The organism is Flavobacterium sp. AK-301 (genome assembly GCF_058310215.1).
In genome coordinates this window covers 656041-682457 of record NZ_JBZEES010000001.1, presented here as the reverse complement: position 1 = coordinate 682457, position 26417 = coordinate 656041, and the positions used below count along the sequence as shown (strand labels likewise).

Annotated in this window: 25 protein-coding genes; 16 read left to right on the top strand and 9 right to left on the bottom strand. The window is 31.7% G+C overall.

The genetic code is table 11. From position 1 onward, the window contains the following. The first annotated feature begins 1 nt into the window (after window position 1). The 8 genes from AC4FQX_RS03125 to rfbA are packed head-to-tail and all read left to right on the top strand — an operon-like array spanning window position 2 to window position 7431. Window positions 2–1135 carry an NAD-dependent epimerase/dehydratase family protein gene (locus AC4FQX_RS03125; RefSeq protein WP_491166204.1) on the top strand — a complete coding sequence of 378 codons (1134 nt, stop codon included), beginning with the start codon at window positions 2–4 and terminating at the stop codon, window positions 1133–1135. Further along, the gene (locus AC4FQX_RS03120; RefSeq protein ID WP_491166203.1) at window positions 1132–2163 is read left to right on the top strand and encodes a WaaS/CpsH family glycosyltransferase; all 1032 of its coding nucleotides are present in this window, start codon (window positions 1132–1134) and stop codon (window positions 2161–2163) included. The genes AC4FQX_RS03125 and AC4FQX_RS03120 overlap by 4 nt, the downstream gene beginning before the upstream one ends. Before the next feature lies 1 nt (window position 2164). Further along, window positions 2165–3067: an NAD-dependent epimerase/dehydratase family protein gene (locus AC4FQX_RS03115; protein ID WP_491166202.1), complete on the top strand. Its 903-nt coding sequence runs from the start codon at window positions 2165–2167 to the stop codon at window positions 3065–3067. Beyond that, entirely contained in the window at window positions 3057–4019 is a 963-nt protein-coding gene (locus tag AC4FQX_RS03110; protein WP_491166201.1) for an MraY family glycosyltransferase, read from the top strand. The genes AC4FQX_RS03115 and AC4FQX_RS03110 overlap by 11 nt, the downstream gene beginning before the upstream one ends. A 22-nt stretch (window positions 4020–4041) precedes the next feature. Further along, the gene (gene rfbB / locus AC4FQX_RS03105; protein ID WP_491166200.1) at window positions 4042–5094 is read left to right on the top strand and encodes a dTDP-glucose 4,6-dehydratase; all 1053 of its coding nucleotides are present in this window, start codon (window positions 4042–4044) and stop codon (window positions 5092–5094) included. Window positions 5095–5096: 2 nt separating this feature from the next. Beyond that, window positions 5097–5645 (top strand): dTDP-4-dehydrorhamnose 3,5-epimerase, encoded by a 549-nt coding sequence (rfbC, locus tag AC4FQX_RS03100; RefSeq protein WP_491166199.1) that lies wholly within the window; start codon window positions 5097–5099, stop codon window positions 5643–5645. A gap of 4 nt (window positions 5646–5649) precedes the next feature. After that, window positions 5650–6507: a dTDP-4-dehydrorhamnose reductase gene (gene rfbD, locus AC4FQX_RS03095; protein ID WP_491166198.1), complete on the top strand. Its 858-nt coding sequence runs from the start codon at window positions 5650–5652 to the stop codon at window positions 6505–6507. A gap of 48 nt (window positions 6508–6555) precedes the next feature. Next, entirely contained in the window at window positions 6556–7431 is an 876-nt protein-coding gene (rfbA, locus tag AC4FQX_RS03090; protein WP_491166197.1) for a glucose-1-phosphate thymidylyltransferase RfbA, read from the top strand. 83 nt (window positions 7432–7514) lie between these two features. Here rfbA and AC4FQX_RS03085 read toward each other — a convergent pair whose 3' ends face one another. Continuing rightward, on the bottom strand, window positions 7515–8849 hold the full coding sequence (locus AC4FQX_RS03085; RefSeq protein ID WP_491166196.1) for a phage tail-like protein: 1335 nt from the start codon (window positions 8847–8849) through the stop codon (window positions 7515–7517). 648 nt (window positions 8850–9497) lie between these two features. Here AC4FQX_RS03085 and AC4FQX_RS03080 point away from each other — a divergent pair. Next, a complete protein-coding gene (locus AC4FQX_RS03080; RefSeq protein WP_491166195.1) occupies window positions 9498–11462 on the top strand; it encodes a polysaccharide biosynthesis protein in 1965 nt (654 codons plus the stop codon). On the opposite strand, the gene lnt is transcribed toward AC4FQX_RS03080, so the two are convergent. Beyond that, a complete protein-coding gene (gene lnt, locus AC4FQX_RS03075) occupies window positions 11459–13057 on the bottom strand; it encodes an apolipoprotein N-acyltransferase (protein ID WP_491166194.1) in 1599 nt (532 codons plus the stop codon). The two genes, AC4FQX_RS03080 and lnt, sit on opposite strands and share 4 nt — an antisense overlap. 301 nt (window positions 13058–13358) lie before the next feature. Between lnt and AC4FQX_RS03070 the strand changes: the two genes are divergently transcribed. Both AC4FQX_RS03070 and AC4FQX_RS03065 read left to right on the top strand, forming a co-directional pair. Further along, complete coding sequence (locus AC4FQX_RS03070; RefSeq protein ID WP_491166193.1) at window positions 13359–14081, top strand: CDP-alcohol phosphatidyltransferase family protein; 723 nt, start codon at window positions 13359–13361, stop codon at window positions 14079–14081. Between the two features lie 10 nt (window positions 14082–14091). Continuing rightward, window positions 14092–14973, top strand: coding sequence for a glycoside hydrolase family 25 protein (locus AC4FQX_RS03065; RefSeq protein ID WP_491166192.1), 882 nt, complete (start codon window positions 14092–14094; stop codon window positions 14971–14973). Between the two features lie 53 nt (window positions 14974–15026). Here the strand turns inward: AC4FQX_RS03065 and lptB are convergent, their stop codons facing one another. From lptB to AC4FQX_RS03045, 4 genes are read right to left on the bottom strand one after another with little or no spacing between them, the layout of a single operon-like run. Continuing rightward, on the bottom strand, window positions 15027–15767 hold the full coding sequence (gene lptB, locus AC4FQX_RS03060) for an LPS export ABC transporter ATP-binding protein (RefSeq protein WP_491166191.1): 741 nt from the start codon (window positions 15765–15767) through the stop codon (window positions 15027–15029). Window positions 15768–15798: 31 nt separating this feature from the next. Beyond that, the gene (locus tag AC4FQX_RS03055; protein ID WP_491166190.1) at window positions 15799–16152 is read right to left on the bottom strand and encodes a carboxymuconolactone decarboxylase family protein; all 354 of its coding nucleotides are present in this window, start codon (window positions 16150–16152) and stop codon (window positions 15799–15801) included. Continuing rightward, window positions 16127–16966 carry a twin-arginine translocase subunit TatC gene (tatC, locus tag AC4FQX_RS03050; RefSeq protein WP_491166189.1) on the bottom strand — a complete coding sequence of 280 codons (840 nt, stop codon included), beginning with the start codon at window positions 16964–16966 and terminating at the stop codon, window positions 16127–16129. The genes AC4FQX_RS03055 and tatC overlap by 26 nt, the downstream gene beginning before the upstream one ends. A gap of 1 nt (window position 16967) precedes the next feature. After that, window positions 16968–17933, bottom strand: coding sequence for a KpsF/GutQ family sugar-phosphate isomerase (locus AC4FQX_RS03045; protein ID WP_491166188.1), 966 nt, complete (start codon window positions 17931–17933; stop codon window positions 16968–16970). An 86-nt stretch (window positions 17934–18019) separates the two neighbouring features. On the opposite strand from AC4FQX_RS03045, the gene recQ reads away from it, so the two are divergent. Further along, window positions 18020–20215 carry a DNA helicase RecQ gene (gene recQ / locus AC4FQX_RS03040; RefSeq protein ID WP_491166187.1) on the top strand — a complete coding sequence of 732 codons (2196 nt, stop codon included), beginning with the start codon at window positions 18020–18022 and terminating at the stop codon, window positions 20213–20215. Between the two features lie 260 nt (window positions 20216–20475). Here recQ and AC4FQX_RS03035 read toward each other — a convergent pair whose 3' ends face one another. Further along, a complete protein-coding gene (locus AC4FQX_RS03035) occupies window positions 20476–20712 on the bottom strand; it encodes a hypothetical protein (RefSeq protein ID WP_491166186.1) in 237 nt (78 codons plus the stop codon). A gap of 141 nt (window positions 20713–20853) precedes the next feature. Here AC4FQX_RS03035 and AC4FQX_RS03030 point away from each other — a divergent pair, with 141 nt between their 5' ends. Continuing rightward, window positions 20854–22413: an NAD(P)/FAD-dependent oxidoreductase gene (locus AC4FQX_RS03030; RefSeq protein WP_491166185.1), complete on the top strand. Its 1560-nt coding sequence runs from the start codon at window positions 20854–20856 to the stop codon at window positions 22411–22413. A gap of 89 nt (window positions 22414–22502) precedes the next feature. Here AC4FQX_RS03030 and AC4FQX_RS03025 read toward each other — a convergent pair whose 3' ends face one another. Then, the gene (locus AC4FQX_RS03025; RefSeq protein WP_491166184.1) at window positions 22503–23300 is read right to left on the bottom strand and encodes a hypothetical protein; all 798 of its coding nucleotides are present in this window, start codon (window positions 23298–23300) and stop codon (window positions 22503–22505) included. Continuing rightward, window positions 23297–23620 (bottom strand): hypothetical protein, encoded by a 324-nt coding sequence (locus AC4FQX_RS03020; protein WP_491166183.1) that lies wholly within the window; start codon window positions 23618–23620, stop codon window positions 23297–23299. Before AC4FQX_RS03020 ends, AC4FQX_RS03025 begins: the two co-directional genes overlap by 4 nt. A 289-nt stretch (window positions 23621–23909) precedes the next feature. Between AC4FQX_RS03020 and AC4FQX_RS03015 the strand changes: the two genes are divergently transcribed. The 3 genes from AC4FQX_RS03015 (at window position 23910) to AC4FQX_RS03005 (ending at window position 26412) form a co-directional block, all read left to right on the top strand. Next, window positions 23910–24470 carry a helix-turn-helix domain-containing protein gene (locus tag AC4FQX_RS03015; protein ID WP_491166182.1) on the top strand — a complete coding sequence of 187 codons (561 nt, stop codon included), beginning with the start codon at window positions 23910–23912 and terminating at the stop codon, window positions 24468–24470. Between the two features lie 70 nt (window positions 24471–24540). After that, window positions 24541–24948 carry an HYC_CC_PP family protein gene (locus AC4FQX_RS03010; protein WP_491166181.1) on the top strand — a complete coding sequence of 136 codons (408 nt, stop codon included), beginning with the start codon at window positions 24541–24543 and terminating at the stop codon, window positions 24946–24948. A 78-nt stretch (window positions 24949–25026) separates the two neighbouring features. Continuing rightward, complete coding sequence (locus AC4FQX_RS03005) at window positions 25027–26412, top strand: TolC family protein (RefSeq protein WP_491166180.1); 1386 nt, start codon at window positions 25027–25029, stop codon at window positions 26410–26412. The last annotated feature ends 5 nt before the right edge of the window (window positions 26413–26417 follow it).

The window sequence follows — 26417 nt, the reverse complement described above, 5'->3', positions numbered from 1 at the left end:
CATGAAGAATATATTAATAACAGGAGGAGCAGGATTTATAGGAAGTAATTTAGCACTCAAATTAATAGAAAGAGGTCATAAGATTACGGTTTTGGATAATCTTTCTACTCAGATTCATGGTGAACATCCAGAGGTTACTTCTCCTTTATATAGAAGTATAAAAGATGAAGTAAGGTTTATAAAAGGAACCGTAACTTCAAGAGAAGATTGGATAAAAGCTATTGAGAATCAACAAGTAGTTGTTCATCTTGCAGCAGAGACAGGTACAGGTCAGTCTATGTATTGTATTGAGAAATATACAGAAGTCAATATTCAGGGAACAGCTATTATGCTTGATATATTAGCTAATAAAGAGAACTCTGTAGAGAAAGTTGTTATTGCATCATCCCGTTCTATTTATGGAGAAGGAAAGTATAAACATCCTGATTTAGGTATTGTATATCCACCTCATAGACAGGAAAAAGATATGTTGTCAGGAGATTTTGAAGTTAAATATAAAGATAATCAACTTTTAGAGTTATTGGCAACAGATGAAGATTCTAAAATTCATCCATCTTCCGTATATGGGATAACTAAACAAAATCAGGAACAAATGATTATGACTGTTTGTCCTACAATAAATATAGCATCTGTAGGTTTTAGATATCAAAATGTATATGGACCCGGACAATCCTTATCCAATCCTTATACAGGAATATTGTCTATTTTTTCTACACAAATTAGAAACCAAAATGGAATTCAGATATTCGAAGACGGGAAAGAAACAAGAGATTTTGTTTTTATAGATGATGTCGTGGATGCAACAATTTTAGGCATAGAAAAAGAGGAAGCTAACGGACAAGTTTTTAATGTAGGTACAGGAATTCCTATAGATGTTCTTAAAGTGGCAAATTCATTGATAGAAGCATATAATATTAAAGTGCCCATAACAATTACCGGAAAATTCAGATTAGGAGATATAAGACATAATTATGCAGATTTAACTAAAATTAAAAATCTTTTAGGGTTTGAACCTAAAATATATTTTGATGAAGGAATAAAAAGATTTACTTCTTGGGTTTTAGGACAGGAAATTCAGGAGGATAAATTAAATGATTCTCTTGAAGAAATGAAGAAAAAAGGTTTATTGAAATGACACTTGATAAAGTAGTAGCACATAAAAATATTTTATTTTTTTCTGTCCAGACTTTTAATCTTGAAAAAGAAATTATTAAAAAACTTGAAGAGTTTGGAGCACAAGTCGATTATTATGATGAAAGACCTGCAAATAATAACTTTACAAAAGGAATTATAAGATTAAAAAGGAGTATTTATCAACATAAAATTGATAGATACTACAATAGAATATTATCAGTAATAGAACATAAACAATATGATTTTTTGTTTGTAAATAGAGGGGAAATAATTCCTGAGTTTTTTCTTGAAAAGTTTAAAAAAGACCGACCAAATTGTATTTTGATTTTTTATACATGGGATTCGTTTACAAATCATAGCCATCCAATTAAGATTTTAAAGTATTTTGATAAAAAATTCACTTTTGATTCAGATGATTCTATAAAATATCAGATTGGTTTTAGACCTTTGTTTTTTTTAGATGTTTATAAAGGTGTTAAAAAAATGGATATTGAGTATGATTTGCTGTTTTTAGGGACAGCACATTCAGACAGATATACAATTAGTAATAAAATAGTAAAATGGTGTCAGGAGAATAATTTGAAATCTTTTTGTTATTATTTTATGCATGGAAAATTAGTTTATTTTTACAAAAAAATATTTGATAAAACCTTTCAGGAATTTGATTATAAAAAATTAAGTTTCAAAAGTTTAAGTTTTGATGAAATATTAGAGTTGTATCAAAAAACAAATGTCATTTTGGATATTAATCATCCAGGACAAAAAGGACTTACTATGCGCACTTTTGAATCAATAGGTCTTGAGAAAAAATTGATTACTACAAATTCTGAGATTAAAAAATATCCCTTTTATAACTCTAATAATATTTATGTTATTGATAGAAATAATATAAAATTAGAAAAGAGTTTTTTTGAGTCTGATTATGAAAAAATAGATGAAGAATTGTATGAAAGAATGTCAATAGAAGGATGGCTGAAATGTTTATTTATTGAAGAAGAGCCAAACGTCTGGATAAAAAGAATTGTGTGAAATGAAAGATATTATTATCACCGGAATATCCGGTTTTGTAGGTCAGAACCTACAAGGTTATCTACAACAGGATTATGAAATAATCCCATTGCATATTCGCTATAAATTAGACCAAATATTGAGGATAGACGGAGATGCTCTTATTCATTTAGCAGGAAAAGCTCATGATCTGAAAAAAGTATCTCAGCCTTCAGAATATTATAACGCGAATTTTGAATTAACGAAGCAGGTGTTTGACGCTTTTTTACTTTCAAAAGCAAGAGTGTTTGTTTTTATGAGTACAGTAAAAGCTGTCACTGATATTGTAGAAGAAACCTTAATGGAAGACTGTATTCCAAATCCTCAGACACATTATGGTAAAGCAAAATATAGGTCAGAACAATATATTCTATCTAAAGAATTACCCAAAAACAAGAAGGTTTATATTTTAAGACCCTGTATGATTCATGGTCCGGGAAATAAAGGAAATCTAAATTTATTATATAAAGTGGTGCAAAGAGGTTTTCCTTGGCCTTTAGGAGCGTTTGATAATAAACGTTCTTTTCTGAGTATAGAAAATCTGTGTTTTGTTATCAAAGAGTTATTGAATAGAAAAGATATTCCATCCGGGGTTTATCAGATTGCAGATAATGAAGCCTTATCTACAAATGAGTTAATTTCTATTATAGCAGAAACAATTGGTAGAAAAACAAGAATAGTAAATATCCCTATTAAAGCAATAAAATTTTTGGCAGGTTTAGGAGATAGATTACATTTACCGCTTAATTCAGAACGTTTACAAAAATTGACTGAAAGTTATGTAGTAAGTAATGCAAAATTATTACAAACTTTAAATATAACTTTACCTGTAAAAGCAAAAGAAGGAATACAAACTACAGTAAAATCATTTCAAAATGTTCACTAGTTTATTAATCTATATATTTTGTTATTTTATTTTAATTCTCTTTTATTTTAAAGTAGCAGATAAGTTAAATATAATTGATAAACCGAATCAACGTAGTTCGCATACCAGTATTACGATTCGAGGAGCAGGTATTTTATTTCCAATAGCTTTTTTTATTCCGGTAGTATTTAGTGGAGATATTTCTTTTTTATGGATGATAACTTTAGGGTTATTCGCAATTAGTGCTATTAGTTTTATTGATGATATGGTTGCGCTTAATAATAAGTTACGTTTGTTAATTCACATTGTTTCAGTCGCTTTATTAATTTGGCAAAGTAATCTGGTTGATTTAAATATATGGTATGTAATCCCTGTTTTTGTGATTATTGTGGGGGTTATTAATGCATATAATTTCATGGATGGGGTTAATGGGATTACTGCTTTGTATTCTTTGGTAGTAACTGGTACACTTTTCTATATTAGTCAGAATGACTATTTTCTTTTAGAGAATAAAGTGTTCATTAGTTTAATCGCAGCAATATTGGTTTTTTCATTCTTTAATTTACGAAAAAAAGCAAAGTGCTTTTCAGGTGATGTAGGGAGTATCTCAATGGCTTTTATTTTAAGTTTTCTAATATTATTGCTTATTATTATAACAGATAATCTAAAATGGATATTATTGTTAGGAGTCTATGGACTGGATGCGGTAGCAACGATATTTTTGAGAATTAAAAGAAAAGAAAATATATTTGATGCACATCGTTCCCATTTTTACCAATATTTAGCTAATGAAAAACAAATACCACATATAATGGTGTCATTTTTGTATGCTGTTGTTCAGTTAGCTTTAAATTATATAATTATTACACAGTCAGGATTAATCGTTGGGGTTGTTTTCAGTATTTTGACTTTAATATATATAGTATTGCGGTTAAACTTAGAAGGGAAACATAAACTCTTTATACAATATTAGAAAATAGTAATACTTTTGTGGCATGAGAAAAAAGATAGTTATTACAGGAGGTGCGGGATTTATAGGTTCGCATGTTGTTAGACGGTTTGTAAAACAATATCCTGATTATGAAATTTTTAATTTGGATAAATTAACCTATGCAGGGAATTTAGAAAATTTAAAAGATATTGAAGATTATCCGAATTATCACTTTATTCAGGCAGATATTGTCGATGGGAATGCTATGCAGGTACTTTTTATCAAAGAACAGTTTGATAGTGTAATCCATTTAGCAGCGGAATCTCATGTAGACAGAAGTATCAGTAATCCCCTAGAGTTTGTTATGACGAATGTAATTGGTACAACCAATTTACTAAATGCAGCAAAACATATATGGAAAGACAGACAAGATGTTTTGTTCTATCATGTAAGTACAGATGAAGTGTATGGTGAATTAGGAGATGCCGGTAAATTTACTGAAACCACACCATATAGTCCAAATTCTCCGTATTCAGCTTCTAAAGCAAGTAGCGATCATTTAGTCAGAGCGTATCACGAAACGTATAAATTACCGGTTAAAATTTCTAACTGTTCTAATAATTACGGATCCCATCATTTTCCTGAAAAGTTAATTCCTTTATTTATTAATAATATCAAAAATAAGAAACCTTTACCGGTTTATGGCAAGGGAGAGAATGTAAGAGACTGGCTTTTTGTAGAAGATCACGCCAGAGCTATTGATGTTATATTCCACGAAGGGAAAGTAGGAGAGACCTATAATATTGGAGGTAATAATGAATGGAAGAATATAGATCTGGTCAAATTATTATGTACAATAATGGATCAGAAATTAAATAGAACATCAGGTGAATCTGAAAAACTGATAAGTTATGTTACAGATAGAGCTGGACATGATTTTAGATATGCTATTGATTCCGGTAAATTAATGAATGAGTTGGGTTGGAAACCGTCTGTTACTTTTGAACAAGGTCTTGAAAAAACAGTGAACTGGTATCTGGAAAATCAGGAATGGCTGGATCATGTGACTAGTGGTAGCTATCAGACTTATTATAAAGAACAGTATACGAATAGATAGAAATGATAATAGAGAGAACTTTTATAGAAGATTTGTTGGTAATTACACCAAAGATATTTGAAGATGAAAGAGGTTATTTTTTTGAAGCTTATAATAAAGAGAAGTTTGAAAAAGAAAATATAGATATAAATTTCATTCAGGACAATCAGTCGTTTTCAAAAAAAGGAGTGATTAGAGGATTACATTTACAATTGGCTCCTTTTGCTCAGACCAAATTAGTAAGGGTATTAGAAGGTGAGATTTTAGATGTTGCGGTAGATCTCAGAAAAAACTCTTCCACTTTTGGAAAACATTTAAGTATACATTTAAGTGCAGATAATAAAAAACAGTTGTTGATACCTCATGGTTTTGCTCATGGTTTTGCTGTATTAAGTGAAACAGCTTCTGTTTTTTATAAAGTAGATCAGGTATATCATAAAGATAGTGAAAGAGGACTTCGTTTTGATGATTCAGCTTTAAATATTGACTGGAAGGTTGATATTGATAAAAGTATCGTTTCTCAAAAAGATTTAGTACTTGAAAATTTATCGGATATTACTTGGGAATTTTAATAAAATGAAAAAGATCGTAGTAACAGGAGCTAATGGGCAGCTAGGCAGTGAAATAAGAGAATTGTCACAGTTTTATCCGCAATATGAATTTACCTTTACAGACAGGGGGACTTTGTCTTTGAATAATCTTAATCAGATACAAAGTTTTTTTAAAGAGGCTCAACCTGATTATTGTATTAATTGTGCGGCATATACAGCGGTTGATAAAGCAGAGACTGAAATAGAAACCGCTAATGTAATTAATAATATTGCAGTAGGAGTTATTGCTGGTTGTTGTCTGGAATATAAATGTAAGTTGATACATATTTCTACCGACTATGTATTTGATGGAACTTCTCCAATTGCTTTAGATGAAGAAGCGGAGGTTAATCCGATTAGTGTATATGGAAAGACAAAATTAGAAGGAGAGAGAATTTGTTTGAAAAACAATCCTGACAGTATTATTATCAGAACAGCATGGGTTTATTCTGAGTTTGGGGCTAATTTTGTTAAGACAATGATACGTTTGATGAATGAAAGAGATAGTATTGGGGTAGTTAATGATCAAATCGGCTCACCAACACATGCAGCTGATTTAGCAAATGTTATTTTGGAAATTATTAAAAATAAAGAATGGATTCCCGGAATCTACAATTATTCTAATGAAGGAGAGATTAGTTGGTTTGATTTTGCTTTAGATATAAAAGAATTGATTGGGAGCAAATGTAAAGTTAACGGAATCTCTACTTTAGCTTATCCTACACCTGCAAAAAGACCGGCTTATTCTTTATTGGATAAAAGTAAAATAAAAAAAATATACAATATCAAAGTGCCTTTTTATAAAGACAGTTTAGCGATTTGCATGAAAAAGTTACAACAGTAATTATTTAACTATGAAAGTTAGGGTTATTACCCTTTTAAAAATATAAAAATGAAAGGAATAATATTAGCAGGAGGTTCAGGAACGCGTTTACATCCATTAACATTAGCAATTAGTAAACAATTAATGCCGGTGTATGATAAACCAATGATTTATTATCCTTTATCCACTTTAATGATGGCAGGGATTAATGAAATTTTGATAATCTCAACTCCGCATGATTTACCTCATTTTAAAAAATTACTGGGAGATGGGAATGCATTAGGCTGCCAGTTTACATATACAGAACAAGCTGTTCCAAATGGTTTAGCACAGGCTTTTGTAATAGGAGAAGAGTTTATAGGTAATGATAGTGTTGCTTTGGTATTAGGAGATAATATCTTTTTCGGATCAGAAATGCAACAGTTATTAAAGGTAAATAGTGATCCGAAAGGAGGAGTTATTTTTGCTTATCATGTTACAGATCCGGAAAGATACGGTGTAGTAGATTTTGATAAAGATTATAGTGTATTAAGCATAGAAGAAAAACCGATTCAACCAAAATCCAATTATGCAGTACCCGGATTATATTTTTATGATAATAGTGTAGTTGAAATTGCTAAACAATTAGAGCCTAGTGAAAGAGGTGAATATGAGATTACAGATGTTAATAAAGAATATCTAAAGAGAAACCAGTTAAAAGTAGGTGTTCTGAATAGAGGAACAGCCTGGTTAGATACAGGTACATTTAATAGTTTGATGCAGGCAGGTCAGTTTGTACAAGTGATAGAAGAGCGTCAGGGATGGAAAATAGGCTGTATAGAAGAAATTGCCTGGAGACAGGGATTTATAGATGATCAACAGTTATTAGCTTTAGCACAGCCCCTTAAAAAGTCTGGTTATGGACAGTATTTAGTAGATATTCTGTCTTATAAAAATAAATTGTAGTTTCTTTTCAAAATGATACTTCCTTCTTTAAGATATCTTAAAAAAGGAAGTATAAAATAATACATGATGTTTTATATAAGTCACTAATTTTTAGTTATTGGTTTTTTTAATTGTTCTATTTCTTTTTTCAGCATTTGATTCTCATGTGATAATTCCTGAATAGCTTTAATTATAGGTGCTATAAGTTCATGGTAAGCTACTGATAGATATTTGTCTGTCGTTTTATCTTGTTCTATAATACCGGCATTTTTGTAACCTGCTTCTTCTATGCTTTTTTGTAATTCTTGAGCAATGACACCCCATTCTTTCGTTTTTGTTTTGTTGTTTTTACGGATGTATTCAACAGGATGTATTTTGTTAATAAAAGCTAATCCCAACGGGATCGTTTGAATGTTTTCTTTATAACGACGATCTGATGTTATAACAAAGCCACTAGAGTAATACTTTCCAGAAGTATATACTCCTTCGACCTGCTCATTTCCTAATATAACGGTGTTAGATTTATCTGCTATTGCTTCAGCGCCAATACATGTAGTGTTCTGTAGATCTAGTCCATCCAAATTACCGCTCAAATACCCTATAGCTGTATTATTGGATCCTGTTGTGTTATTAAAAAGGGTTTTATTTCCAATTGCTGTATTATTGGATCCTGTTGTGTTATTATATAGTGATCGAGTTCCAATTGCTGTATTGGTGTCTCCTGTGCTGTTAGCATTCAATGAATAAATTCCGTATGCTGTATTATATTCTCCTGATGTGTTATTCCGCAGGGAAAAAGTCCCGACTGCTGTATTACCTGCTCCTGTTGTGTTTTTATTAAGTGCGTAGTATCCTACGGCTATATTAATTGTTCCTGTTCTAGTGTTAAGTGCTTTGTGCCCTACAACTGTGTTAGAATAAGTATTACCAACCCCTATGGTCATTCCTATACTATCTGCTGTAAAATAGTTGCCTCCTACAAGTAGCTCCCCTCTTACATCAAGCGCAGCGTGAGGAGTCATATTAGCAGTTCCAATACCTACATTTCCTGTCTGGTAAATGTTTTGATTATTTGAAGTAGCACTAATTGTTCCGCCTGCGACTTTCCATGGTTGGGAAGTGCTAATGGAAGTAGCAACATCAATTTGTGTAGTTATTTTATGCCATTGATTATTGCTCCAATAATAATATCCGGTAGTAACATTACTACTACCCACATTATAAACTAATAAACTTTCAGGTACAGGTGCTACCGTGTTATCTAAAGGAAATGGTTGATCGGTGGCTGTTAGTGTAACTCTGGGTATTAGTATTCCCTTTCTAGAAGATGAAACATCCAATTGTGCATGAGGATGGGGAGCATTCGGACTTCCAATTGATGATTGAGCAAAAAATGTATGGTTTGTAATTAGCACTATAATTAGTAATAATTTTTTCATTTTATATTAATATGTTATGTAAAAGACTACAATTATACTTAATTTTAAGCAAACATTTTTAATGAATTTAATGAATTTAACTTTTGTTTAAGGGTTGGTGATTCTTAATTTATTGTTTGTTAGTTTATTAGGTATAATTATGTTGTTTTGTTTTTAAAGATGTGAAAAATTGACATACTGAATCGATATTAAAGCTTTTTTAAAGAAGCTTAGCTAAATTTTTGTATCAATTGTACTGTAATAATGGTGGTTGATGAAGTTGAAATAATTAGGTTATGGGTGGTATTAGTAAATGTTATTTTATAAAGAATAGTAAATTCCATATTGTGTTTAACTGATCAAATAATATAATGGTTTATATTGACGTGGATTTAGTTAAAAATAGTAAAATAACATTGTTTTAGTATGATTTTTGTTGTTTTTTTTGTAATTGGTTATTTTTTAAAAATTAAAACAGTTTTTTGAATTATATTTTTATATCATAAATATATGATTTTCACTTGTTTGGTGTTTTTTCGCCTTTTCCACTTAAGAAAGTTATTGAATAATTATTTTAATTTTAAAAAAAGTCAGTCATTTGCATTATGTTTTATTAATAGTTACCCTGTCTTATATATTTAAGATTATTGCAATATTATTTTATCGTTTATGGATGAGAGGAAGTATGTAAAGTTTAGATCGGTATTACAACAGGTTTTTGCTAATGCTAGGATGAATTTTTCTATTACCAGTTTAGGCTATTTGCCTCGTTGGATTATATTAACAATCGATATGACAATTGTTCTGATGTCTGGTATTGTTACTTATTTTCTGATGTCTGGAATGGGATTAGATTATGTTAGAGATGAATATGTTTTTTTTAGTAGTATTTTGTATTTTTTAGTAAGTCTGTTTTTCTTTTGGCTTTTTAAAATATATTCCGGGATAATAAGGCACTCTTCTTATATTGATGCTGTAAAAATATTTTTCTCACAGATTTCGACTTTATTTGTTTTTATTTTAGTAAATCTTATTTTTATTTTGGCTCACAAAGGGAAGATTGTACTTAATACCGGTCTGTTTATCAATTTTGTTATTACTTTTTGTGCCTTATTTCTTTATAGAGTATTAATCAAGCAAATCTTTGAGAGGTATTTTACAGAGCACAATGATGTTGCATTAATTCCTGCTATGATTTATGGGTCTGACGCAAATGCTATTTCTGTAGCCAATGCTTTGAAATTTGAGGTGCCAAATCGTTTTAAAATTTTAGGATTCATAGATAAAGAAAATAAAAACATTTCGAAGAGAATTCTGGATTTGCCTATTGTTTTTGAAAATAAAAGAGTACCCATTTTAATGAGAGCAAATGGTGCTGAAGCTTTGATTATTGCGGATAAAGGTTTATCAAAAGAAGAAAGAATCAGAATCGTTGATGAATGTTTAGAATTTAATATGAAGGTCTATTCTGTGCCTTTAATTACAGATTGGGAAGATCAGAAAGAAATTTCTAAAAAAGTAAAAACTTTCCAGATTCAGGATTTATTAGAGCGAAAACCAATTGTTTTGGATAATCAGCTGATATCAGATAAGATAAAAGGTAAGACGGTTTTAATTACAGGGGCAGCTGGTTCTATAGGAAGTGAGATCGTTACACAGATTATTAATTTTAGTCCTGCTAATGTGATTTTGTTAGATCAGGCAGAGACCCCATTACATCATTTGTCATTAGAATTATCAAAATCAGTTTCTACGGCTAATATTGTTGCTGTTATTGCAGATATAAGAGATAAAAATGTTTTACAGAAAGTTTTTGAAAAATATAGACCGAATGTAGTATATCATGCGGCAGCCTATAAACATGTACCTTTAATGGAATTGAATCCTTCACAGGCGATTTTCACTAATGTTATCGGAACTAGAAACTTAGCAGATTTGTCCTATCAGTTTGGTGTTAGCAATTTTGTAATGGTATCAACAGACAAAGCGGTAAATCCCAGTAATGTGATGGGAGCTAGTAAACGAATTGCAGAGAAATATGTGCAGTCTTTATCATTCAAATTACAAAGAGAAAATAGAAATACTACAAAATATATTACTACGCGATTTGGAAATGTATTAGGTTCTAATGGTTCAGTTGTTCCTTTATTTACAGAACAGATAGCAAATGGAGGTCCTATAACAATAACACATCCGGATATCATAAGATATTTTATGACAATACCGGAAGCATGTCAGTTAGTATTAGAGGCAGGTGCTATGGGGAAAGGTGGTGAAATCTTTATTTTTGATATGGGAGAGCCTGTAAAAATTATTGATTTAGCTAATAAAATGATTCAGTTAGCCGGTTTTATTCCTGATAAGGATATAAAAATTAAGGTTGTGGGATTACGTCCGGGAGAAAAACTTTATGAGGAGTTGTTAAATGACACATCTAAAACCTTAGCTACACACCATGAAAAAATCATGATAGCACAAGAAGATTGTGAAGAATATGATATTGTTAATGTTGCAATTGAAAATTTACACTCAGAATCACAATCATTTGATAATGAGTCTATTGTTCTTAGTATGAAAAAATTAGTTCCGGAATTTAAAAGTATGAATTCAGCTTTTGAATGTCTGGATGATTAAACCTGTTCTTTTTTCTTTTTCAATAAAGCAGTTAGGATAGTTAAGATCATAATATATAGAGCAATTCTTGCTATGAAATCACCATGTTTTACATAGAAAGTTTTAGTGTCATTTAACTGTACTGTACCTGATAAAGCGACTTTTTCATCATATTTTGTTTGTTTTACGATATCCCCTTTTTGGTTAATAAAAGCAGAGATTCCTGTATTTGCACTTCTTGCTATATCTTTACGAGTTTCTATTGCCCGGAGTCTGGCTAAACTTAAATGTTGTTTATGTCCCTGAGTTTTATTCCACCATGAATCGTTAGTGATAATAGCAAGGAACTGAGCCCCATTTTTCACATAACCGGTTACAAATTCACCATACACAGATTCATAGCATATAATAGGGGCTACTCTGGTACTATCATTACTTATAAAAACACTTCTGTCTTTCTGTGTGGTTTTCGTTGATACAGTACCACCAAGATTAATCATGGTATTTCCAAGAAGAGGCTCAAGAATTGATTTATAAGGCATGTTTTCTACTCCTACAACTAATTTTGATTTAAGATATTTCTGGTATCCGGCATTTTTATTGATAAAGAAAGCAATGTTATAGCTGTTTACCCAAAGATTTTCCCGTACCAGATTAGAAGAAGAGGTAGCTTCTTTTGAATTGAAGATCAGATCATAAGTGTCAATTCCCCAAAGAAACTGTACTTTAGGATGTTGTTCTATATAATCTCCCAGTAAACTACGAACTTGAGATGAGCCAAACTGATTAAAAGGCTGATTTTCGGCAAGCACAGTTTCGGGGGCAATGATATATTCCGTTTCAGGTGTAATAACTCCATTTGCCTGGTCTAATAGTGAAAGTGCTACTTCTATATTGGAAGTGTCATATTTCTCCGTATAGGGATCTATATTGGGCTGTAACAGGATTATTTCTTTAGTAGGACCGGTGATTTTGTAACTATGATACATCCATAATGAAATAATTATAGGAATAGCTGTAAATAAAATGGATTTTACAAAGATGTTTTTATAAGTATAATCTGTTTGTTTATCCTTAGCCTTTAATAATAAGTGAAAGGTAAATAAATTGATTGCTAATATCCAGAGAGTACCTCCGAATGTACCTGTATATTCATACCACTGAATCCATTGAGGGTAATCAGAAAAGACATTACCCAGATTTAACCATGGCCAGGAAAAATCCCAACTTAAATGGAGTTTTTCAAAGCAGATCCAGGTTGAGGCGAAGAAGATCAGGCTTGTTTTTTGAGAGGTTCTTTTTTTTATGACGTGATAGGTGAGGAAAACCAGACTCATAAATAGCGAGTTCATTAAAACGGCAAAAGCCATTCCGAAGGCAGAAGCGTAATATAGCCAGTAAGTAGTAGTAATATTCCATATAAAGAAACACCAATATCCAGTTATCCAGACTTTGAAATTTACTCTTTTTTCGGATAGGCTTAATTTGTTTTCAGCAAATAATAAAGGAACAAAGGCAATGAAAATAAATAAAGGAAAGCCATATGTGGGCCAGCTTATGGTAAGTAATAAACCTGATAAAGTTGCTAATATAAACGAGTAATTGAGTAATTTCATTTTTACGCTCTAAAAATTCTTAAATCTTTTTTTATGAAGTAGACTAAATATAAAGTTGATTTTTCAGAATAGATTCTTCTATACAAAGATTATATAAAAATATGAAATAACAATGTAAAATGAGCTTTGTGATTTGTAACTAATGAATTGAGGTTATTTTGTCGTTCTGTTTTTGGTAATTTTACTTAGAGAAAAAAGATTGTTTTTGAATATGAAGAGAGAAACAGTATTGATGTAAACTTATTATATTAAATTTGTCTAATCAAAAAGTCAGATTGCTAATTTTTTTAATTTTTTTATTATGCAGATAAAATCACAGATCCCTAATTTAATAACATTACTTAATTTATTTTCAGGTTGTATTGCTTTAGTTTTTGCTTTTCAAATGAATTTTGAGATGGCTTTTTATTGGGTTTGCATAGGGATATTTTTTGATTTTTTTGATGGTTTTTTTGCTCGTATTTTAAAAGTTCATAGTGAATTGGGGTTACAATTAGATTCACTTGCCGATATGGTTACAAGTGGAGTTGTTCCGGGAACAATAATGTATTTAATGATGTGTGATGTAGTTAAAAATACATCATCGTTAAGTTGCGTTGCTTTCTGGATTCCTTTTTTAGGGTTTATTATTACTTTAGGGTCTTGTTATCGATTAGCTAAATTTAATATAGATACACGTCAGACCAGTTCTTTTATAGGTTTGCCGACACCGGCAAATGCATTATTTGTTCTCAGTTTACCTTTAGTTTTAAAAACAACTGATTTTGGTTTTATTATTGAAGCTTTAAATAATTTCTGGGTATTGTTAGTAATATCAGTTTTAAGTGCGTTTATGCTGAATGCTGAAATACCTTTATTTTCTCTGAAAATTAAAAATTTTGATCTGAAAGCATATGGAATTCAGATGATTTTTCTAATTATCTCTATATTATTGTTGGTTTTCTTTCAGGTATTAGGGGTTCCGCTTTTAATTATAAGTTATGTGTTATTATCAGTGATTATGAATTCATTCCAAAAGAAATAATCATAATAGAATGAGTAAAAAAGTGATACAGAAGAAAAGATCATCTGTAAAACGTGCTCCCAGGCGAAAACCGGTAAAGAAAAGTTCATCTACTGTAAAGAAAATAATTATTTATGGTACAATATTATTGTTCCTGTTAGTAGTAATGAGTGTTGCTTATCAGTATCGTAATGGGTTGGCGTATTATTTGGGATTTAAGACTCATAAAGTCAAGGAAGAATCAGAGGAAGAAAAAAGAATCTCTGATGTTCGTATTTACGAAGTGCTTTCAAGGCATGAAAATAAAATTTTTGGATTTGATGTATCCCAATATCAGGGAGATATTAAATGGGATTCTATTAGTTATATAGAAGATACATTTCCTCTTCATTTTGTATTTATTCGGGCTACTGCCGGAAAAGATAAAAAAGATCAATCATTTGAGGCTAACTGGCGTGGAGCTAAAAAAAGTAAATTGTTCAGAGGAGCATATCATTATTACAGACCTAATGAAAATTCTATTGAACAGGCTGAGAATTTTATAAAGACAGTAAAATTGAAAAATGGTGATTTGCCCCCGGTTCTTGATATTGAAGAGCTTCCGAAAAATCAGTCCATGGATAGTCTGAAAGTTGGATTACAAAGATGGTTGGATAGGGTAGAAGCACATTATGGAGAAAAGCCTATTATTTATTCAGGAGATCATTATTACAAAAAATTTATAAAAAAAGAGTTTAGTGGTTATACCAACTGGATTGCTAATTATAATTTTTTTGTTGAGGAGATTAGAGAGGACTGGTTATTTTGGCAGTTTACAGAAAAAGCGACCATCAAGGGTATTGATGGTAAAGTAGATATTAATATCTTCAATGGTAATTATCAACAGCTAAACTATCTTACTGTTGGTTATTAAAACAAAAGCCTCACGGTTTCAATTATGAGGCCTTTGTTTTTTTGAATCGTTTTTTAAAACTCTAATTTCTTTTTTCTTAGTTCAAAGTTTTGTCCCAAGTATACTTTCCGAACCATTTCATCCTGAACTAATTCGTCAGGAACCCCGGCTTTTAGAATTCCTCCTTCAAACATTAAATAGGTTTTGTCTGTGATAGCTAACGTTTCCTGTACATTATGATCTGTAATTAAAATACCAATATTTTTGTTTTTTAATTGTGCCACAATACGTTGAATATCTTCTACTGCAACAGGGTCAACTCCGGCAAAAGGTTCATCTAATAAAATGAATTTTGGATCTGTTGCCAGTGCACGTGCGATTTCTGTACGTCTTCTTTCCCCTCCTGAAAGTAAATCACCACGGTTGGTACGAATATGTTGTAAACTGAATTCATCAATTAGAGATTCCATTTTAGCTTCCTGTTCCTGTTTAGAAAGTTTAGTGAGCTGTAGAACACTTAAAATATTATCCTCAATACTTAACTTTCTAAAAACAGATGCTTCTTGTGCTAAATATCCTATTCCATGTTGTGCTCTTTTGTACATCGGAAAATCAGTAATATTCATATCATCAAGATAAATATTACCACTGTTAGGTTTTACCAGACCTACAATCATGTAGAAAGAAGTTGTTTTTCCAGCTCCGTTGGGTCCTAATAAACCAACTATTTCACCCTGATTAACTTCAACAGATATGCCTTTTACAACACTTCTGCCTTTGTAGGTTTTCACTAATTTCTCTGCTCTTAAAATCATTTTAATTTGGTGTAAGTGTTGAAATAGAAATTTAATTATTCTCTAATGCATCCCAAAATTCATAAGCTCTTCTCAGATGAGGAATAACAATTGTACCTCCTACTAAAGTGGCAATACCTAAAGCTTCCATTACTTCAGCCTTTGTTAGTCCTTCTTTGTAGCTTGTCTCCAGATGGTATTTGATACAATCATCACAACGTAATACGGCAGAAGCAACTAAGCCAAGAAGTTCTTTTGTTTTTACATCTAATGCACCCTCTGTATAAGCGTTAGTGTCCAGATTGAAAATACGTTTAATAATTTTATTATTATCATTCAGGATCTTTTCATTCATTTCCTGACGATATTCATTGAATTCGTTAACTAAGTTGTTGTTCTTGCTCATTGTCTGATTTTTTACCTTTTAAGACCCATTTCGAAATATAGATACTTATTTCATACAAAATAAGAATTGGTATAGTTACAATTGTCTGACTTACTACATCTGGAGGTGTAATGATAGCTGCAATTACTAATATAATTACAATTGCTACTTTCCTGTATTTTCTTAAGAATTCAGGGTTTACAACGCCTAATTTAGTAAGGAAATAAATTAAAATTGGTAATTCAAAAAACAGACCACAAGCTAATGTTGAGGTTTTAACCAGACCGATATAAGAATCCAGGTCAATATCATTATGTACTACCTCGCTAATGTTATAAGTTCCTAAGAAATTAATAGACAAAGGGACAATCATATAATATCCAAATAAACAGCCTATAAAAAATAAGAGAGAAGCAACAATGATAAATCCTTTAGCGCCTTTTCTTTCTTTTTCATATAATGCGGGTCCAATGAATTTCCAGAATTCCCATAAAATATAGGGTACACTTATTATAAACCCCGCGGTAATTGCAGTCCATATATGAGCAGAGAATTGTCCGCCCATTGTTCTGCTCTGTATTTCAAAAGGCATTTTTGAAATACAGAAACTATCATCTAAACCGAATCTCTGAGATAATTCACAGAAAAATCGATAGGTAATAAAGTTGGTGTCTTTTGGGGCAAAAATAATTTCATTAAATATAAAATCACTGAAAAAGTAAGCAATACATCCACCAATAACAATTGCTAATGTACTTCTTATTAATAACCATCTTAATTCTTCCAGGTGGTCCAAAAAGGACATTTCATTTTTGTTTTTCTTTATTTTTGCCATTTTATACTATACCTTCTTTTAGAATATCATGTAAATGGAGAACGCCTGCATATTCATCGTTTTCAGTTACAATTAATTGTGTTATAGAGAAATCTTCCAAAGTATTTAAGGCATCAACAACCATTTCATTAGATTTAATTGTTTTTGGATTTTTTGTCATAATATCCTTAGCAGTTAAATCACTGAAAGATTCTCTTTCGTTTAACATTCTTCTGATGTCACCATCTGTTATAATTCCAACTATTTTATTGTCTTCAATAACAGCAGTAACACCTAATCTTTTTTCAGAGATTTCAAAGATAACTTTTTTTATACTAGACGATGGAGAAACAATAGGTTTCTTTGTAATATCTAACATATCCTTAACACGAAGTAAAAGTTTTTTACCCAAAGCACCACCGGGATGGTACTTTGCAAAATCTTCACTTTTAAAATCTCTGAGTTCCATTAAACATACCGCAAGAGCATCGCCCATTACTAATTGTGCTGTTGTGCTGTTTGTTGGAGCCAAATTTAGTGGGCAAGCTTCTGTTTCTACATATGTATTTAATACATAATCAGATTCTTTACCAAGAAAAGATGTTTTGTTACCGGTCATTGCAATTACTGTATTACCAAATCTTTTCAGTATAGGAATCAGAACCTTTATTTCAGGGCTGTTTCCACTTTTTGATATACATATTATAATATCTCCGGGTTGCACCATTCCTAAGTCTCCATGAATAGCCTCTGCTGCATGTAGGAACATTGAAGGGGTACCGGTAGAGTTAAGTGTTGCGACAATTTTGTTGGCAATTATGGCACTTTTACCTATTCCTGTGATAATCAGTCTTTTCTTAGAATTCAGTATAAGTTCTGTTGTTTTGACAAAATCGTCATCCAAATAATTAATAAGATTTGCAATCGCTTCACTTTCAGAGCGTATTGTTTTTTTTGCAGTAGCGAGTATGTCTTCTTTCTTGATCAAAATAGAATTTTTATAAAATTTGTAGGTGTAAAAGAAATTTGTATCTTTATAATATGCAAATTTATGTAAAATACCATTAATAAATAATGAAATCAGCCGAAATTGACTTACACAAAGAGTTAAAAAAATATTTTGGTTTTAACCAATTTAAAGGTTTACAGGAGGGAGTTGTTCAGAGTATTATCACAGGAAATAATACTTTTGTAATTATGCCTACCGGTGGTGGGAAGTCCTTATGTTACCAATTACCAGCTTTAGTATTGGATGGGACAGCAATAGTTGTTTCTCCTTTGATTGCCCTGATGAAGAATCAGGTAGATGCTATCAGAAGTTTATCTTCAGAATCAGGAATCGCTCATGTTTTAAATTCATCACTTACGAAAACAGAGATTACTCAGGTCAAGAAAGATATTTCTTCCGGTCTGACAAAATTGCTTTATGTTGCTCCGGAGTCTCTGACAAAGGAAGAGTATGTGAATTTTTTAAAGAATATACCACTTTCTTTTGTTGCAATAGACGAAGCACACTGTATTTCAGAATGGGGACATGATTTCAGACCTGAATATAGAAATTTACGAAGTATAATCAAACAGTTAGGAGATATACCGATTATTGGATTGACAGCAACTGCGACACCAAAAGTACAGGAAGATATTTTGAAAAACCTGGACATGTCTGACGCGAATACTTTCAAAGCCTCTTTTAACAGACCTAATCTTTATTATGAAGTAAAAACAAAAACAAAAAATATAGAATCGGACATTATTCGATTTATTAAACAGTTTAAAGGAAAGTCCGGTATTATTTACTGTCTGAGTCGAAAAAAAGTTGAAGAAATGGCTCAGGTATTACAGGTAAACGGAATTAGTGCCGTTCCTTACCATGCCGGATTAGATGCGAAAACGAGAGCAAAACATCAGGATATGTTCCTTATGGAAGATGTAGATGTTGTTGTTGCAACCATTGCTTTCGGTATGGGAATTGATAAACCGGATGTTCGTTTTGTAATCCACCATGATATTCCGAAATCACTGGAAAGTTATTATCAGGAAACCGGAAGAGCCGGGCGTGATGGAGGAGAAGGGTACTGTTTAGCCTATTACTCTTATAAGGATATTGAAAAACTAGAGAAATTTATGTCTGGGAAACCTGTTGCTGAACAGGAAATAGGATATGCATTATTACAGGAAGTAGTTGCCTATGCAGAGACTTCTATGTCCAGAAGAAAATTCCTTTTACATTATTTTGGAGAAGAATTCGATGAAGTAAACGGTGAAGGTGCTGATATGGACGATAATGTTAGGAACCCAAAGCACAAAGCAGAAGCAAAAGATCAGGTTGTAAAGCTTCTGGAAACCGTAAGAGATACCAAACAGTTATATAAATCAAAAGAAGTTATTTTCACTTTAATAGGAAAAGTAAATGCTATAATAAAAGCTCATAGAACAGATACCCAGTCTTTTTTTGGTAGAGGAGCTGATTTTGATGACAAATACTGGATGGCATTAATAAGACAGGTTTTAGTCGATGGATTATTATCTAAAGATATTGAAACATATGGTGTCATTAAAGTGACTCCGAAAGGAGAAGGATTTATAAAAAATCCAACATCTTTTATGATGTCGGAAGATCATGAGTATAATGAAAACGAAGATAATGCGATCGTAACTGCTGCAAAATCTTCAGGAACGGCTGATGAACAACTAATGAATTATTTACGTGATTTACGTAAAAAAGTAGCTAAGAAATTAGGAGTACCTCCGTTTGTAGTTTTTCAAGACCCCTCTTTAGAAGATATGGCTTTAAAATATCCGATAGATATTGCCGAGTTAAGTAATATCCACGGAGTAGGAGAAGGAAAAGCAAAGAAGTACGGGAAAGAATTTGTAGAGTTAATTGCAAAATATGTAGAAGATAATGATATTGTCAGACCCGATGATTTAGTAGTGAAATCAACCGGAGTAAATTCAGCACTTAAATTATATATTATTCAGAGTATTGACCGAAAGCTTCCACTTAATGATATTGCTTCCGCAAAAGGATTACAAATGGATGCTTTAATTAAAGAAATGGAGCAGATCGTTTATTCCGGTACAAAACTGAATATAAAGTATTGGATTGATGATTTGTTAGATGAAGATCAGCAGGAAGAAATCCACGATTATTTTATGGAATCTGAATCTGATAAAATTCAGGATGCTTTAAAAGAATTTGATGGAGAATATGATTTTGATGAACTCCGTCTGATGCGAATAAAATTTATCAGCGAAGTAGCAAACTAATATAAAATAGCCGTTTTAAAATTTTAAAACGGCTATTTTTTTCTTTAGCTGTTCAAAGTTTTTAACTTTGTACCTGCATTAAAAGGTCTCCTGATCTTTGTGATATTATCCATATAATCAATTCGGTACACATTCTGTTTGTAACATGACAGATGCGTTAAAACGCACCTCTACGAATATTGTATATCCCATCTATCGTATATCGTAAATTCTTAGCTCTTTCTTCTTGACTCTTTCTTCTTTTTTCTAATTAATAGATATTACTCATATAATTCTCCGCGATGAGGTTTCAGAGCATCTCTTACAGGAATCATTTCTTCATCTGTAACCACCATAAATGCAGTAGCCTGCATTTCATTTTGTATATCGAATCCTGTGATATTTAAAGAAAGCTTTTTAAATTCGATATATTCTTTCAGGTGAATTTCGTGATGTTCAGCTGTTTTTGCAGCAGCAGGACCTCTAAAATCCCATATTAATTTTATTTTACGTGACATTTTTTTAAGTTTAAAGAATGTAAAGTTATCAATAAAAAAGAAAACTTTTAATTTGAGCTCTGAAAGAGTTTAATAAATCCAATAATCTGAAATACCAATAATCTAACCGTCTAAATTGTTACTTTTGTCAAAATTTTTGATATGCCCAGAGAAATTCAGATACAGGTTAGTCCGGAGATTGCAGCAACACCATTATTGCTTCATGATTTTATAGCAAAACTATTTCAGGTTACCCCATCAGAGATAAAACATGCTGTTATTCTGAAGCGCTCTATTGATGCCAGACAAAAAGTGGTCAAGATCAATCTGAAAGTAGCGGTGTATTTAGAAGAGACTTATAAAGAAGAGAAAATAGCTTTACCGATATATAAAGACGTGTCAAAAGCACAGGAAGTAATTATTGTTGGCGCCGGACCAGCAGGGCTATTTGCAGCATTGCGCCTAATCGAATTAGGTTTAAAACCAATACTGATTGAAAGAGGGAAAGACGTTCGTGGTCGTCGACGTGATTTAAAACTAATTAATCGGGATCATATTGTTAATGAAGATTCCAATTACTGTTTTGGAGAAGGAGGAGCCGGAACCTATTCTGACGGGAAATTATATACCCGTTCTAAAAAACGAGGAGATGTAAACAGAATATTAGAATTATTTGTTGCTTTTGGAGCACCTAACGATATTCTGATCGATGCCCATCCTCATATTGGGACAAACAAATTACCGGGTATTATTAGTGCAATACGAGAGAAGATTATTGAATACGGAGGAATTGTAATGTTTGAAACCCGTGTAACAGATATTCTGATAAAGAGCAATGCGATAGAAGGAGTAGTTATTCAAAATGGAGATAAAATTACCGCTAAAAAAGTGATTCTGGCAACAGGGCATTCCGCTCGTGATATTTTTGAGTTATTAGACCGAAAAAAAATAGTTATAGAAGCAAAATCATTTGCTTTAGGAGTTCGGGCAGAACATCCACAGAGTTTAATTGACAGTATTCAGTACAGTTGCGATTATCGTGGAGAATATCTTCCGCCTGCTCCTTATTCAATTGTAAAACAAGTAGGGGGAAGAGGAATGTATTCTTTTTGTATGTGTCCAGGTGGCGTGATTGCGCCTTGTGCGACCAGTGAAGGAGAAGTGGTGACCAACGGATGGTCTCCGTCTAAAAGAGATCAGGAAACTGCAAATTCCGGAATTGTAGTAGAATTAAAATTAGAAGATTTCAAACCTTTTGCAAAATTCGGAGCTTTAGCAGGAATGGAGTTTCAGAAAAGTATAGAACAAAATGCCTGGCGTTTAGCAGGGCAGACACAAAAAGTACCTGCACAACGAATGGTTGATTTTACTCAAAATAAAGTATCTGTTGATATTCCAAAAACGTCCTATGTGCCTGGAACAACATCCATTGAAATGGGGTCCGTTTTCCCGGGGTTTCTTTCTCAGGTATTGCGAGAAGGTTTCGTTGGTTTTGGAAAAGCGATGAAAGGGTACTTAACCAATGAAGCCATTTTGCATGCTCCAGAGTCCAGAACATCATCACCGGTACGTATTCCCCGTGATAATTTCACATTGGAGCATGTTCAGATAAAAGGTTTATATCCATGTGGAGAAGGAGCAGGATATGCAGGAGGTATTATCTCTGCTGCTATTGATGGAGAAAAATGTGCTGAAAAATGTGTAGAAGTTTTGACTGTGTAAGAGTAGGTAAGTTTAAAATCTATTATATAATATAGAGTAATGTAGGTGCTTATTGGTCTTTAAATATTTTTTCTTTCTATAAAAAGGTTTTATTTGCATGTTATTTTTTCAAATCTTGGATATGGACTGTTAGTTTCACTTTTTAGAACATAACCTATATCGAAAGATATATTTTTATTTTTAAGATAGTTTCTTATTTTTAAGAAATTCATTCCTTTTTGTGGTTTGTAAGCTTGGCTAAATATATGGTGGATATTTTTGTCGTTTTCTCTAGTTTCATTAACTGTTAAAAATATACAGTCAATCTTATCAATTAAATTTTCATCTAGAAATTGAAGTTTTAAATCCAAATAATCTAATGTTTTATCAGAAGGACAAGAAAATACAAAGTTAGAGGTATTATCACTTGTGGTGTAACCTTTTCTAAGATAATCAGGAATGTTAATTATTTCGTTATAAGAGTTAATTGTTTCAATTTCTTCTTGTGTTGAACCAATTTTCTCCTCAATCTTTTCTTTAATATTAGAATTTTCACCAGTTATTTTTTCCTGTTTTTTTATTTCAAGTAGCATACGATTAAGTTTTTTTTCTAAAATATATAAACTATCAGTAGTTTTTTTTCTTGTTTTATTATTTAAAAAAATACTATCATTTGTAAATTGTTGAATTTTTAGTATTTGAAATTTTTCCTTTTCAATAGATAATTGATTTTTATAATACTGTGAAATTATTAATACACCAATTATTAAAGATATGACAGAAAATAAAGGGATATATGATAAAAAAGCATTATTTTTTTTTGCCGTTTTTCCATAAAAAAAAGCTCCAATAAAAGATGCTAGTAACAAAAACGTTGGAATAATGTATGTTAAGTCAATGTTTTTCATTCTTTGTTGTTTTCAGATAATTGATTTGAGTTTCTTTTTAATAAGGCTATTAGTGTTCCACTCCAGCTTAAACCTGCAAAAATTGCAGATTTTAGACTAATAGGATCCAATAGTACATAAGCTAATAATGCTCCAATGAGTGGGAGGATAAAAAAATCTAGCCTAAAATAAAAAGTGGTACTTCTTTTGGGAAACATTTTTTTAAAAAAAGGAATTGTTCCTTTAAATTCTTCAGAATAAAGAGATAAAATATGTGCACAAATAGCACCTAACCACGTTTTAAAAAATATGCTCCCAAAAGTTATGATTAATATTTCCAAGATTTTATTAGTGTTATATTTACTAGTTATATTGCTAAAATAATTAAATTTAAGTTACAGTTACTAAAAAAGATAATATGTTTTTTAGTTTTTATATCTTGATTGTGAAATATTGTAGTCTTTGTTTTAGTTTTTGTCCATAAATGGCAAGATCAGTATTATTTTAAAATACAAGAAAACAGCAATAGAAAAACCTGTTTTTTAGGATAGTATCGGTCTGTTTTGTACTTTTGAATATCATATTTAATCGATTAACAACCAATTACCACCAACTAACAACTAAAGAACAATGAAACTCTATATAAAAAATATGGTTTGCAACCGATGCAAGATGGTAGTAGCATCCGAGTTGGAAAAACTAGGACTTCATCCTGTAGTGGTTGAATTAGGAGAAGTGGAAATAAAAGAAGATTCCATTGATGATTTGAAGAAAGAATTGGTTGATAAATTACAACTTTTAGGTTTTGAGTTTCTTGATGATAAGAAAACTATAACAGTAGAAAAGATCAAAACCTTTATTGTTGATCTGGTGCATTATCAGAATAATAAACTTACTATGAATCTATCGGATTTACTGTCGGAACATTTAGCGCAGGATTATAATACCTTAAGTAAACTTTTTTCAGAAGAAGAAGGAACAACTATTGAAAAGTATTTTATTCATCAGAAAATTGAAAAAGTAAAAGAACTAATCATGTATGACGAAATGAATTTAAGTGAAATTACCGATCAGTTAAATTACAGTAGTGTTTCCCATTTAAGCAATCAGTTTAAAAAAGTAACCGGATATTCACCTTCTCAGTTCAAACAACTAAAAGATAAAAAACGAAAACAGCTTGACGATTTATAAATCTTGCAAACTTCTTCCAAAATTATACAATATAATATTCCGTAATAAAGGCGATTTTTGTAATCTGATTATGAAAAAAGTATTTATCCTTTTCCTTTCTGTTTTGTATTTGGTATTGTCTTCCGGCTTCACCAGGAATACTCATTTTTGCAAAGGAATTGAGCAGGAGACTTCTTTTTTAGGGCAGAATAAAGAAGGACAGCCTTGTCCAAAATGTGATACTCCCAATGGAGGGATCATAAAAGGTTGTTGCAAACATGAAACACAGATTGTAAAGATTACCGAGAAATCTCAAAAAGTAACCTCTGAAAATCTTGTATTTAAATCTTTAGCAGTTGCTTTACCGGTTCATTTTTTCAAAACCGTTTTTGGATATACTTTATCGGAAGTTACCACTCAAAATTTCTCGAATAGCTTCTCTTTTATTCCGATAAGGAATAACTCACTTTATATTTTTTACTGCGTATACCGTATTTGATTTTTTACAATCGAATTATAGCTGTATTTCTAAAAAGATACAGTAGGATTTCTATTGTTTAATTTTAAATAATCATATATGAAAATGCAATTCTTTGCATGGTCAGTTCTATGTTTTGTAGTTGGATCACTTCAGGCACAAACCATAAAGCTTTCCGATGCTCTTGAACGTTCTGTTCAGAATTTCGAAAAGATAAAAGCAAAAGAAGCAATACTAAAAGCTTCAAAAGAAAATATAAATTATCAGAAAAGCCAGCAGTTGCCTGATTTTACACTGATAGCACAACAAAGTTTTGGGACTGTTAATGCACAAAACGGACCTTTATACAGTTATGGCGGTTTAGGTGCTGCATCTACGTCAATGCCTTTACAAGATCAGAACTGGAATGCCACTTTTGGGTCACTTTATCTGGCAAATATGAACTGGAATCTGTTCACTTTTGGTAAAATCAAAAACCAGATTGATATTGCTAAGGCAGATGAAAATGTAGCAGATAAAGATCTCGAGCAAATAAAATTTCGGCATAAAGTAAAAGTTGGTGCAGCCTATTTTAACCTATTGGCAGCTCAACGTATTAAATATGTACAGGAAAAAAATCTGGATCGGGCTAAAGTAGTTGCCAAAACAACCGAAAGCCGAGCAAAAAGCGGATTAATTCCCGGTGTGGATTTTTCTATAGCAAAAGCAGAAGTAGCGAATGCTCAGTCAGCCGTAATAAAAGCGCTGGATAAAGAACTGGATTATTCAAAATCATTAGCTGTAATGCTTGGAGAGGAATATCAGAACTATCAATTAGATAGTCTTTTCACGACTAAAACGCCCATTTTTAGTACAAACATTTTATCAGAAATAAACCACCATCCTATACTGGAATGGCAGAAAAGTACAGTGGAAAAAAGTAAACAACAGGAGGGACTGCAATCGGTTCTAGGACTTCCCTCTCTTGCTGCATTTGGAGTATTACAGGGACGTGGCTCTGGTTTTGATTGGAATTATGTACAGGATAATACTGCTTTTTCCAGATCGTATTCTGATGGTGTTGGCATCGATCGTAGTAATTATGTTGTTGGTGTTACCTTAAGCTGGAATCTGACCAATTTATACCGCCAGCAATCCAAAAAACAGGAGCGAAAATTTATAACAGAAGCCTTACAAAAGGAATATGAATTTATGAATCAGGAGCTTGCAGCACAACAGAAACTGTCAGATGATAAGTTGAAAAACGCATTACAGAATTTTGAAGAAACTAAGATTCAGATTAATGCCGCAACCGATGCTTATCGTCAGCATACCGCGTTATATACTAACGGGTTAACTACAATTGTAGACCTGACACAATCTTTTTATACCCTTAACCGAGCAGAGATAGAATATGAGATTGCTCAGAATAATATCTGGCAGGCGTTGTGGATCAAAGCTGCCGCAATGGGCGATCTGAATATTTTACTTAACGTAGCACATTAAAACCC

Coding starts and splice junctions, on each gene's coding strand:
- AC4FQX_RS03125 (WP_491166204.1), top strand. CDS start 2: ATGAAGAATATATTAATAACAGGAGGAGCAGGATTTATAGGAAGTAAT.
- AC4FQX_RS03120 (WP_491166203.1), top strand. CDS start 1,132: ATGACACTTGATAAAGTAGTAGCACATAAAAATATTTTATTTTTTTCT.
- AC4FQX_RS03115 (WP_491166202.1), top strand. CDS start 2,165: ATGAAAGATATTATTATCACCGGAATATCCGGTTTTGTAGGTCAGAAC.
- AC4FQX_RS03110 (WP_491166201.1), top strand. CDS start 3,057: ATGTTCACTAGTTTATTAATCTATATATTTTGTTATTTTATTTTAATT.
- rfbB (WP_491166200.1), top strand. CDS start 4,042: ATGAGAAAAAAGATAGTTATTACAGGAGGTGCGGGATTTATAGGTTCG.
- rfbC (WP_491166199.1), top strand. CDS start 5,097: ATGATAATAGAGAGAACTTTTATAGAAGATTTGTTGGTAATTACACCA.
- rfbD (WP_491166198.1), top strand. CDS start 5,650: ATGAAAAAGATCGTAGTAACAGGAGCTAATGGGCAGCTAGGCAGTGAA.
- rfbA (WP_491166197.1), top strand. CDS start 6,556: ATGAAAGGAATAATATTAGCAGGAGGTTCAGGAACGCGTTTACATCCA.
- AC4FQX_RS03085 (WP_491166196.1), bottom strand. CDS start 8,849: ATGAAAAAATTATTACTAATTATAGTGCTAATTACAAACCATACATTT.
- AC4FQX_RS03080 (WP_491166195.1), top strand. CDS start 9,498: ATGGATGAGAGGAAGTATGTAAAGTTTAGATCGGTATTACAACAGGTT.
- lnt (WP_491166194.1), bottom strand. CDS start 13,057: ATGAAATTACTCAATTACTCGTTTATATTAGCAACTTTATCAGGTTTA.
- AC4FQX_RS03070 (WP_491166193.1), top strand. CDS start 13,359: ATGCAGATAAAATCACAGATCCCTAATTTAATAACATTACTTAATTTA.
- AC4FQX_RS03065 (WP_491166192.1), top strand. CDS start 14,092: ATGAGTAAAAAAGTGATACAGAAGAAAAGATCATCTGTAAAACGTGCT.
- lptB (WP_491166191.1), bottom strand. CDS start 15,767: ATGATTTTAAGAGCAGAGAAATTAGTGAAAACCTACAAAGGCAGAAGT.
- AC4FQX_RS03055 (WP_491166190.1), bottom strand. CDS start 16,152: ATGAGCAAGAACAACAACTTAGTTAACGAATTCAATGAATATCGTCAG.
- tatC (WP_491166189.1), bottom strand. CDS start 16,966: ATGGCAAAAATAAAGAAAAACAAAAATGAAATGTCCTTTTTGGACCAC.
- recQ (WP_491166187.1), top strand. CDS start 18,020: ATGAAATCAGCCGAAATTGACTTACACAAAGAGTTAAAAAAATATTTT.
- AC4FQX_RS03035 (WP_491166186.1), bottom strand. CDS start 20,712: ATGTCACGTAAAATAAAATTAATATGGGATTTTAGAGGTCCTGCTGCT.
- AC4FQX_RS03030 (WP_491166185.1), top strand. CDS start 20,854: ATGCCCAGAGAAATTCAGATACAGGTTAGTCCGGAGATTGCAGCAACA.
- AC4FQX_RS03025 (WP_491166184.1), bottom strand. CDS start 23,300: ATGAAAAACATTGACTTAACATACATTATTCCAACGTTTTTGTTACTA.
- AC4FQX_RS03015 (WP_491166182.1), top strand. CDS start 23,910: ATGAAACTCTATATAAAAAATATGGTTTGCAACCGATGCAAGATGGTA.
- AC4FQX_RS03010 (WP_491166181.1), top strand. CDS start 24,541: ATGAAAAAAGTATTTATCCTTTTCCTTTCTGTTTTGTATTTGGTATTG.
- AC4FQX_RS03005 (WP_491166180.1), top strand. CDS start 25,027: ATGAAAATGCAATTCTTTGCATGGTCAGTTCTATGTTTTGTAGTTGGA.